Source organism: bacterium (assembly GCA_040756715.1).
Lineage (GTDB): Bacteria > UBA9089 > UBA9088 > UBA9088 > UBA9088 > JBFLYE01.
This window is the reverse complement of the sequence record JBFLYE010000169.1, coordinates 1-9,776: the sequence shown is the minus strand read 5'-3', so window position 1 is coordinate 9,776 and position 9,776 is coordinate 1. Positions and strand designations below refer to the sequence as shown.

At 35.6% G+C, this 9,776-nt stretch carries 10 protein-coding genes; 5 read left to right on the top strand and 5 right to left on the bottom strand.

Going from position 1 to position 9,776, the window contains the following annotated elements; genetic code table 11:
• Window positions 1-148 precede the first annotated feature (148 nt).
• From AB1397_06265 to AB1397_06245, 5 genes are read left to right on the top strand one after another with little or no spacing between them, the layout of a single operon-like run.
• The gene (locus AB1397_06265) at window positions 149-2,167 is read left to right on the top strand and encodes a VIT domain-containing protein (GenBank protein ID MEW6482585.1); all 2,019 of its coding nucleotides are present in this window, start codon (window positions 149-151) and stop codon (window positions 2,165-2,167) included.
• A gap of 15 nt (window positions 2,168-2,182) precedes the next feature.
• The gene (pyrH, locus tag AB1397_06260) at window positions 2,183-2,887 is read left to right on the top strand and encodes a UMP kinase (GenBank protein MEW6482584.1); all 705 of its coding nucleotides are present in this window, start codon (window positions 2,183-2,185) and stop codon (window positions 2,885-2,887) included.
• Window positions 2,888-2,889: 2 nt separating this feature from the next.
• Window positions 2,890-3,444 (top strand): ribosome recycling factor, encoded by a 555-nt coding sequence (gene frr, locus AB1397_06255; GenBank protein MEW6482583.1) that lies wholly within the window; start codon window positions 2,890-2,892, stop codon window positions 3,442-3,444.
• Window positions 3,445-3,451: 7 nt separating this feature from the next.
• Window positions 3,452-4,339, top strand: coding sequence for a tRNA (adenosine(37)-N6)-dimethylallyltransferase MiaA (gene miaA, locus AB1397_06250; GenBank protein ID MEW6482582.1), 888 nt, complete (start codon window positions 3,452-3,454; stop codon window positions 4,337-4,339).
• Complete coding sequence (locus AB1397_06245) at window positions 4,326-4,946, top strand: CBS domain-containing protein (GenBank protein ID MEW6482581.1); 621 nt, start codon at window positions 4,326-4,328, stop codon at window positions 4,944-4,946. The genes miaA and AB1397_06245 overlap by 14 nt, the downstream gene beginning before the upstream one ends.
• 32 nt (window positions 4,947-4,978) lie before the next feature.
• Here AB1397_06245 and larB read toward each other — a convergent pair whose 3' ends face one another.
• The 5 genes from larB to AB1397_06220 form a co-directional block, all read right to left on the bottom strand.
• Complete coding sequence (larB, locus tag AB1397_06240) at window positions 4,979-5,647, bottom strand: nickel pincer cofactor biosynthesis protein LarB (protein MEW6482580.1); 669 nt, start codon at window positions 5,645-5,647, stop codon at window positions 4,979-4,981.
• Between the two features lie 342 nt (window positions 5,648-5,989).
• Window positions 5,990-6,247: a hypothetical protein gene (locus AB1397_06235; GenBank protein MEW6482579.1), complete on the bottom strand. Its 258-nt coding sequence runs from the start codon at window positions 6,245-6,247 to the stop codon at window positions 5,990-5,992.
• A 308-nt stretch (window positions 6,248-6,555) separates the two neighbouring features.
• The gene (locus AB1397_06230) at window positions 6,556-7,440 is read right to left on the bottom strand and encodes a methyltransferase domain-containing protein (protein ID MEW6482578.1); all 885 of its coding nucleotides are present in this window, start codon (window positions 7,438-7,440) and stop codon (window positions 6,556-6,558) included.
• Window positions 7,409-9,253, bottom strand: a complete 1,845-nt coding sequence (locus AB1397_06225; protein MEW6482577.1) for a hypothetical protein — start codon at window positions 9,251-9,253, stop codon at window positions 7,409-7,411. The genes AB1397_06230 and AB1397_06225 overlap by 32 nt, the downstream gene beginning before the upstream one ends.
• 6 nt (window positions 9,254-9,259) lie before the next feature.
• Window positions 9,260-9,664: a cyclase family protein gene (locus AB1397_06220; GenBank protein ID MEW6482576.1), complete on the bottom strand. Its 405-nt coding sequence runs from the start codon at window positions 9,662-9,664 to the stop codon at window positions 9,260-9,262.
• Window positions 9,665-9,776 lie beyond the last annotated feature (112 nt).

The following is a 9,776-nucleotide window of genomic DNA, read 5'->3' as shown; positions in this document are numbered from 1 at the left end:
AGAATTCAAAATTTCTTAAAAGGTGGATGAATTTTTAAACAGATAAACACACCCTATCTATTTTTGCACTAAGTGATGGAAGATACTATAAGCATTTCTGGATAAATATGGTGGACAAAGTATTCTCTTTTAAGATATACTTTTAAAAATGAAAAAGGCTCTTTTTCTTATTCCATTTCTTTGCTTTGGGGATGGGGTGATTATTCCAATTCCACCCAGACCAGAGATTAAACCTGTTCCCCTATCCCTTGATTACCACAAGGTTAATGTAAAAATAAAGGGGCAAGCCGCAAGCACAGTGGTTGATCAGGCTTTTATAAATCCCTACAAAGAGGATATTGAGGGAACCTATATCTTTCCCCTACCACAAGGGGCAGGGATTTCCTCCTTTTCTTTATTTCAGGATGGAAAGAAGATAAGTGGAGAGATTTTGGACAAGGAGAAGGCAAGAAAAATCTATGAGGATATTGTCCGAAGGATGAAAGACCCTGGTTTATTAGAATATATTGGAGGGAATTTATTTAAGGCAAGGGTATATCCCATTCCAGCAAAGGGCAAGAAAAGGATTGAGCTTTCCTATGATGAAATTATTAAAGCCGATGAAGGTGTTTGTAAGTATGTCTATCCCCTTGATATTGAAAAATTATCGGAAAACCCGATAAAAGAAATCCTTATAAATGTTGAAATAAAATTAGACATTCCCATTAAAAATGTGTATTCTCCCACCCATAATGTAAAGGTAGAAAGAAAGGATGATTATAATGCAAGGGTAACCTACGAGGAAAGCAACAAAAGGCCCTTCTCTGATTTTATTCTCTATTATACTTTGGATAAAAAGGATATTGGGGTTTCATTGCTTACCCATAAAGGCGATGAGGATGGATTCTTTTTGCTACTTGCCTCACCAAATCAAAAGAGAGAAGAAAGCCTTCCCAAGGATATAACCTTTGTCATTGATACATCGGGAAGTATGTCGGGAAATAAGATAGAGCAGGCAAAATCTTCCTTGTTTTTTTGTATAAATAGCCTTAAGCAAGGGGATAGGTTTAATATTATAAGGTTTAGTTCGGAGGTTGAGCCATTGTTTAAAGAGATAGGGGAAGCAAGCTTAGAAAATAAAGAAAAAGCAAGGGATTTTATAAAAAATATTAAGGCATCGGGTGGCACAAACATAAACGATGCCCTCCTTTCCTCATTTATAAAGCAGGAAAAGAGACCCCATATAATCCTCTTTGTAACCGATGGGCTTCCTACGGTGGGTGAAACCGATATCCAAAAGATAACAAAAAATGTTAAAGAGAAAAATATTGCCTCGCGCATCTTTGTCTTTGGTGTGGGTGATAATGTAAATACAAACCTCCTTGATCTTGTTTCCTCGGAAAACAGGGGAATTTCAACCTACATAAGGGAAGATGAGGATATTGAAGCCCCCATATCAGGGCTTTATAAGAAGATAGAAAACCCTGTTTTATCTGATGTTTCATTATCCTTTGGGGAGGTCTCTGTCTATGATTTATACCCAAAGAAGCTTCCCGACCTTTTCTTTGGCTCGCAAATCATCCTGCTTGGAAGGTATAAGGGCTATGGAAAGGCAACCCTAGTTCTTTCTGGAATGATGAAAGAAAAAAAGGTCTATGAATACAAGGTAAATTTTCCAAAAAAGGAAAAAGATAACGAATTCCTGGCACATCTTTGGGCAACCAGGAAAATTGGCTATTTATTAGACCAGATAAGGCTAAAAGGCGAAAATGAGGAGATAATTGAGGAAATAAAGGCATTAAGCAAGAAATATGGAATAATCACACCTTATACATCATTTCTGGTTATAGAGGAGGAGAAAAGGGTAATCCAAGAGAGGTTCAAGGCTTTAAGTAAGCAGGATGTAGGAAAAGAGGCGGTAAAAGCTGCCGAGAGCATGCTTGCTTTAAAAGAAGAAACTATTGCCAAACCAAGCCATTATAATGTGAAATATATCAAAGGAAGAACATATATCCTAAAGGATGGAAGATGGCAGGATATCGAATATAAAGACCAGCAAACAAAGAAGATAAAATACGAAAGCGATGAATACTTTGCTTTTCTTAATGAAGATGTGGGAAAGATATTTAGCCTAGGCAAAAGGATAATCTTTAGGTATAAAGAAAATTGGTATGAGGTTGTGGAGTGAAGGAGATAAACAATAATGTATAAAAGGGTTCTACTTAAGCTCTCAGGAGAGATTTTGTCAAAGGATATTGGGTACGGAATGAATAGAGAAAAGGCAATCTCTATATCTTATGAGCTAAAGGAAATCAAGGAGCTTGGCGTGGATATTGCCATAAGTATGGGGGGCGGAAACCTCTTTAGGGGAATAGATAAGGATGCACAAGGTATGGAGAGGGCAACGGCTGATTATATAGGAATGCTTGCCACCTTAATGAATTCATTATTTCTTCAGGATTCGTTAGAGGAAATTGGCACACCCTGCAGGGTTCTTTCCAGCCTTGAGATGGAAAAGGTTGCCGAGCCATATATAAGAAGGAGGGCAATAAGGCATCTGGAAAAGGGCCGGATTGTTATATTTGCCTGCGGAACGGGAAATCCATTCTTTTCAACCGATACAGCGGCAGCATTGCGGGCGGCAGAGATAAATGCCGATGTCCTCCTTAAGGCAACAAAGGTTGAGGGTATTTATAGTGGAGATCCCTTAATAGATAAAACATCTAAAAAATATGATGAACTGACCTATATGGATGTTTTAAAGAATGATTTAAAGATAATGGATGCATCTGCTATTTCTCTATGCAGAGAAAATAATCTTCCCCTTATTGTATTTAATATTTTACAAAAGGGGAATATGAAAAGGGCAATATTGGGAGAAAAGATAGGAACAATTGTAAGGAGGTAAAAATGGAAAAGGTGATAAAGGATGCAAGGGAGAAGATGGAGGGGGTGGTTAAATCCTGTAAAGATGAGCTTTCTCACATAAGAACAGGAAGGGCATCCCCTTCTCTTATTGAGCATATCAAGGTAGAGTGTTATGGAAGCTTTCTTCCCATAAACCAGCTGGCAAGCATATCTATCCCAGAGGCAAAGCAGATTGTTATTCAACCCTGGGACAAAGCACAAGAAAAGGCAATTACAAAGGCCATTATGAATGCCAACATTGGATTACATCCAACATCTGATGGTGAAGTAATAAGGCTTATTATTCCTCCCTTAACCGATGAGAGGAGAAAAGAACTGGATAAGATGGTAAAGGCTTTGGCGGAAGAAAAAAGGGTGGCGATAAGGAATATAAGGCATGAGCTAAACCACAAGATTGATGAAAGGAAGAAAAATAAAGAGATGGGAGAGGATGATGCATTTAGGCTAAAAGAGGAAATACAAAAGGAGACAGATGGTTATATAGAAAGGATAGACGAGCTCCTTTTACAGAAGGAAAAGGAAATAAAAGAGACTTAGGATTTAAGTGAAAGATAATACAGCAATTGTTATTGCTGGTCCAACCGGTGTAGGGAAAACAGAAATAGCACACAAGCTTGCTTTAAAATATAATGGCGAAATTATTTGTGCAGATTCTCGGACAATTTACAGATATATGGATATTGCCACCTCAAAGCCGGAAAAATCTTATCGAGAGCAAATTCCTTACCACATTATAGACCTAGTTAATCCTAGTGAGAAATTTAGTGTAGCAGATTTTGTAGCTAAAGGATGTTTAATTTTAGAAAAAATTTTTAAAAAGGGAAAAATTCCATTTGTGGTGGGAGGGTGTGGTTTATATATCAAAAGGCTTATGGATGGAATATTTCTTTCACCATCTTCCTCAGAAGAAATAAGGGAATCCCTGGAAAAGGAAGAAAATCTTTGGGAAAGGCTTAAAAAGATAGACCCAGAGAAAGCAAAGGTAATAAATAAGAATGATAAAAAGAGGCTTATCAGGGCATTGGAGGTTTTTTATTTAACAGGAAAGCCTATCTCTGTTTTACAAAGAGAAACAAAGCCTTTGGAAATAAAATTTATCTGCCTATGTATAGATTGTGAGAGAAAAACCCTTTATGAAAGGATAAATGAGCGGGTAGAGAAAATGATAGAAAAAGGCTTGATTGATGAGACAAAAATGCTCCTTTCCTTAGGATATAGCCCTTCCCTTACCTCTATGAGCGGGATTGGATATAGGGAAATTATAAGGTATCTAAAGGAAGAAATAAGCCTTGCTGAGGCAATTTCTCTAATGAAAAGAAGAACAAGGCAATTTGCAAAAAGGCAGATGACCTGGTTTAGAAATGATAAAAGGTATATCTTCGTAAAGAAAGGGGATATAGAAATGGTTTTAAAAGAATATGGAATCAATTAAAACAAAGATGGAGCTGATCAGGCTATTTCTAAAATATCCCATTAGCTCCATTCCAATAGTTGATGAAAAAAGAAAAATGTTGGGCTTTCTCTCAAAGCAGGATATAATCGCATCCTCTGGGATGAAGGATGACATTAACCTTCCCATTGCCAATGTTATTGAGTATTACCTTAATCCAATTGACAAAGAAAAGGATATCCATTTTCTTAATTTACTCCTCAAAAATTTTAACAAAATAAAGAAGCTTCCCATAATGGATAGCTCTGGGAATATAGTGGATATGTGGGAAAGGTTTGAATTGATTGCAGGATGGGAGGGAGAAGAAAATAAGGAAAAAAAAGGGCTTTATTCTAAGCTATTTAACCACCTTCCTGTGGGTGTTGTGATTACCTCAGAGCTAGGAAAAATTCTCTACCTTAATCCATCTGCCTCATCCATTAGCAATACAAAAGGGAAAAAGATAGGGAGGGATTTTAAAGATGTTTTTAATGTAAAAATAGAACCTCCAGCTTCAAGAAAAAAAGAGGGAAATTTTATATTTGATGCTGGATATATTAAGGAAGACAATAAAGTAGAGGGGGCGATATACATTATTGCATGTGTTTAGTTAAGGGGTCAGGGGATTTGTCCCCATGAGCATTAATGCTTTTTTGAGATGGTTTTTATTATCCTAAAGGTAAGGTATGCTGCACCAAATCCATTGTCTATGTTTACTACACCTATACCTGGAGCACAGGAATTAAGCATAGCAAGTAAAGGAGCTATGCCAGAAAATGATACACCATATCCAATGCTGGTTGGAACAGCAATTACCGGGCAAGAAACAAGGCCACCCACTACAGATGCTAATGCTCCATCCATTCCAGCCACCACAATGATGCAAATTGCCTTCTCAAGCTTTTCCTTTTCTTTGAATAGCCTGTGTATCCCAGCCACACCAACATCATAGCTTTTAAAAACCTCAATATCCATTATCTCCAATGTAGTTGCTGCCTCCTCTGCTACAGGTATATCCGATGTTCCACCGGTTAAAACAAGCACAGGACCAGCTAATTTATCGGCTTTTTTCCTCCTTATGGTAATACATTTAGCATTTTCGTGCCATATTGCATTATTTTCAATTTCTTTTATTCCAAGATAAACATCGCAATTTGTTCTTGTAATAAGGATATTTCCCGGGCTTTTTAAAGCCTCCTTAACAATATTTAAAATATCCTCCTTTTTCTTACCCAAGCCAAGGATTACCTCAGGAAAACCCTGCCTTATTAGCCTATCTCTGTCAAACTTGAAATGCTCTTTATTATCCATCCCCCAATATCTTCTTTATATCCTCTGCCTCAAGGATTTCTTTTTCAATTAAAGCATCAGAAAATACAGCCATACCTTACTGGAATCATTTACACACCCTTTCCTAAGAATCTATAGCCTTAAGAATAGCTACATACTTATAAGGGGTTATCGCTACTTCCTTTAAAATCTGAAACCCTGATTTTTTATAAAGCCTTCGCAATTCCCCTCGAGTTCTCCCATATCCATGAAATTTGCCAATGTAATGGTTTTTACTTCTTAATAAATTGAAACATTTTAATGCCATCCATTTGAGCATCTCTTTTAAAGAAACATACCCGCTATGAAAATCAATTATTCGTTTTACCCCCCCTCTCTCAAAGCAGAAAACTGAATAACAAAGTCATCATCATTCATAACATATGCAGAGCCAAAGAAAACAGCAAGATCACATTCTATCCCAAGAGTTTCTTTGAAAACCAAATAATTATCCTTGAAAAAATCATACTGAATTGCAAGTATCTCTGGAAAAAATTCCTGCGCCTTTTTAATAAAATAAGAATCAAAATCGGCAGCAATTACTTTCCTGTTGGGAAGAGCACACTTTAACAAATACTCCATCCAACATGAACCGGCACCCAAGGAGAGAATATTTTGAAATCCTTCATCATAAATATATTTGATCAAAAAAGATAGCGATACTAATTTTGTATGATCGCATTTCAAATACTTACGCAAAAGATTCTCCTTAGAGGCAAAATCCTCAGCGAATTCTTTTTCAATAATCTACGCATGTTCTTCCGCGCTAAACTGTCCTCTCTGGTTATCGATTTCTTTTAATAAAGTTTCATTATGAGATTTAGTAAATAATTTAATTTTCATTGGATATTTCTTCCCTTTTTAAAATACTATTTTTCAGCGAATTTTCTTCAAACAATAGTATATTGATTACATTTTTTATTTCCCTTTTTGCCTATAACTAACATATATCTACCCGAATCTGGATAAATTGGGCCAAGTTGCACTTCTATTTCAAAGATTTTCTTTCTATTTTCTTCATTTAATTTTGATGGTTGGATAAATAATGATTGAGGATCTCCTTCTATCCCTGATATCAAGCCTATTCCATAAATGCTTAACTCTTTCATACCCAATGCACATAACATCTCCTTTATTTCTTCTTTGGTGAACCAATTGAAAAACCAGTGAAGCTTATTTCCGTCCCTATTCTTTGAAATATAAAGGGCTTTCTCAATATTATTATTCTTTATGTAATAAAGCACATTATATAGCTTTGGCCTCACACCAAGAGCTAGTATTCCACCTGGTTTAAGCGTCCTCACCAGATTCCTTATTATTTCTTCATATTGGGGCAGCATATAAACCACCTCTGTGCATATTACACAATCAAATTGATTTTCTAATGATTCCTTAAGGTAATGTAGAATATCGTCAATGATGAATTCAATTTTAACCCCTGCCTTGTTAGCGTATTTTTTCCCTTGCTCAATTGCTTTTTCTGTAAGATCAACCCCGGTTACTATATGTCCATCCTTTGCCAATGGAATTGATAGTCTTCCCTGTCCGCAACCAGCATCTAGTATCTTCAATCCCTTATCTCCAATAGCATCCTTGATTATTTTAAGATAAATACTAGCAAAGAAATCTTCATCTGGAGCCGAATACATATCATAAGCACTAGCTACTAACCTTATTTCCTTATGATGCATCTTATATGGCAGAATATACCTTATAAGGCGATGTATAATTTTAATAATTAGTTTAAGCAAAGAAAGCCTCCATAGTTTTATCATTTACTGGATTGAAATATTTTTTCAATAATTCTTTCCCTTTTTCCATTAGCTCATTTCTTTCATCTTCACCCAGATTTAAGGCTTCTTCAACCTGATTTCTAATCTCTTCGCTATCATATGCCGGCTCTTTTATCTCCTGAAGCCAATCCAAGGGGTCTATATTCAGATTTTTTTCCGAACCAATTCTAACTATAGGAATACCTGAAACCGCAAGATCAAGGGCAGAAGAAGAAACAGCAACAATACCAACACTTACAGATGGCAAGAGTTTTGATATTTCTTCTTTAACAATAATATAGTTCTCTGGTAAATGATACTTGGAAATGATCGCTTTTATTTTTTTTTCACTCATAAAAGGATGGGGTTTTAGCCATATTTCAATATTATCTATATTTCTTAAGGCAGCAGAGACCTTCAGGCATATTTCAAGGGAATCTGCACGAGTTATAGGCAAAGGTAGAAGAACAATGTGCTTTTCCGGTTTATCTTCTTTTTTTGCTTCTTTCTTATCAATAATGGATTTCCATAGATATTGGTATCGGATAGCTGGGCCACTTACAAGTATTTCCTGAGGATACCCTTCACGAAGCAATATTTCCCTAAAAAATTCACCACTTAAGACAATTTTGTCAGGAAGGGGAATATAATTGGCTTCTTTTTTTGAAATAAAAGAACATAGGAGGTTCGGAGACAATGGAAAATGCATATAACCAATCCTTTTTGCATGGGGATAATATTTTTTCATTCCAGCCTGAAATGACCTTTCCTGAATCATATATTCAAAGGTGTCAATAAAAATATCTATGGGAATATTTTTTCTTGCGATTTCTTTGACAAAGAAATAGTTCATAGAAGAATTACAATCCAAATTTGAAAGCTTAGCTTCCCATAATAATTCTGAGATATCCAGACCTAATAATTCTACATTATTAAATTTGAACATAATCTGACTAAATACTACCTTCACAGCATTAAAATAATCAATCATTCTAAAGAAGTATTCTTTAGGAACATAGAACTTGTCTTTTGAAGTGTTCTTTAACATAAACCTTAAAGCTTCTTTGTATGATCGTTTTATATTGTATATCTCGGGAATAATTATAACCTGATACCCTTTGCTTATAGCCATTTCAGAAAGATCTCCAAAATAACGATGCTTTATTGCATTTCCCTCAAAACACCCTTCGTCATACCATGAATGTAGCACTAGAGTTTTTTTGCCCTCCTTCTTATCTGGCAGAGGTAAAGATTGCTGTTTAGCAATAATTGATCGTTTAATATTCTCAAAGAGAAAGAATAAAGCACATTTTAAGACCTCTACGAATAATCTTTTAATGGTGATTATACAATAAGAAGGTTTATTTCCTATCCAGTTAATTCTACAACCATCCTTTCCAAGCTCTTTGGCTATTAAATTATTTAAAACCGAACTTAATGAGATAATAAGAATATTTCCCTCCTTGTTGGCAACTATATCTTTTAAGAGAAAGAAATAGCATATTTTCAAAAATAAAGAGCTAACAAGGGGATTTTTTTCAGAGATCCTAGAACACCACCAGGTAAGAGAGTCGTATTTTTCTCCCAGGTCTCCGATAAGATCAATAAAAGGCCTTCTAAGTTTTTTTGCGACTGATTGCAAGGACCTGCCCATACCTATTTTTTTCACGGATTTTGGAATAATAGAGCAATAATGAAGATGAGTTTCATAATTGGAGCCCAAATATATCCACCAATCTATTTTTTTGTCAGCAATTATCCTTATCAGTTTTTTGTCAGATATCCTATCATCAGCTAGAAAGATATTTGCTTTCATTTATCCTTATTCATACTCTCCAATAACACTACAGGGCATACTATCCACACCCTCAAGCATCAAGGGAACTACATATACCTTAAGCAATTTGCCATTATTGAATGAGAGGTCCATATCTTCTATGAGGAGCATAGGACATCCAGGATAACCCTGTTCGGCAAGCAATATCTGATGTGTCCTTCGTCCCTCCTCCCTATGTTGAAAGGAAGAAACCGAGATTGAATCAATGCCTATAGCTTTTATGTGTGGATGTTTTCTGCGAAGCCATTCTGCCGATAAAGAAGATATACCAGGATTATTCAGCCGATAAATATCAGATTGACGGAATTTAAAAAATCCCGTACGGATCATAAGAAGGTCGCAATCAAGAATGCCTTTTAGCTCTTCTGGTTTAACTATAGTATCTTCCATCACTTAGTGCAAAAATAGATAGTGTGTGTTTATCTGTTTAAAAATTCATCCACCTTTTAAGAAATTTTGAATTCTAAATTTTGAATTTTGAATTGAAGGTTTAAGTTTTATA

Coding starts and splice junctions, on each gene's coding strand:
- pyrH (MEW6482584.1), top strand. CDS start 2,183: ATGTATAAAAGGGTTCTACTTAAGCTCTCAGGAGAGATTTTGTCAAAG.
- frr (MEW6482583.1), top strand. CDS start 2,890: ATGGAAAAGGTGATAAAGGATGCAAGGGAGAAGATGGAGGGGGTGGTT.
- AB1397_06245 (MEW6482581.1), top strand. CDS start 4,326: ATGGAATCAATTAAAACAAAGATGGAGCTGATCAGGCTATTTCTAAAA.
- AB1397_06225 (MEW6482577.1), bottom strand. CDS start 9,253: ATGAAAGCAAATATCTTTCTAGCTGATGATAGGATATCTGACAAAAAA.
- larB (MEW6482580.1), bottom strand. CDS start 5,647: ATGGATAATAAAGAGCATTTCAAGTTTGACAGAGATAGGCTAATAAGG.
- AB1397_06220 (MEW6482576.1), bottom strand. CDS start 9,664: ATGGAAGATACTATAGTTAAACCAGAAGAGCTAAAAGGCATTCTTGAT.
- AB1397_06230 (MEW6482578.1), bottom strand. CDS start 7,440: ATGATAAAACTATGGAGGCTTTCTTTGCTTAAACTAATTATTAAAATT.
- AB1397_06265 (MEW6482585.1), top strand. CDS start 149: ATGAAAAAGGCTCTTTTTCTTATTCCATTTCTTTGCTTTGGGGATGGG.
- AB1397_06235 (MEW6482579.1), bottom strand. CDS start 6,247: ATGGAGTATTTGTTAAAGTGTGCTCTTCCCAACAGGAAAGTAATTGCT.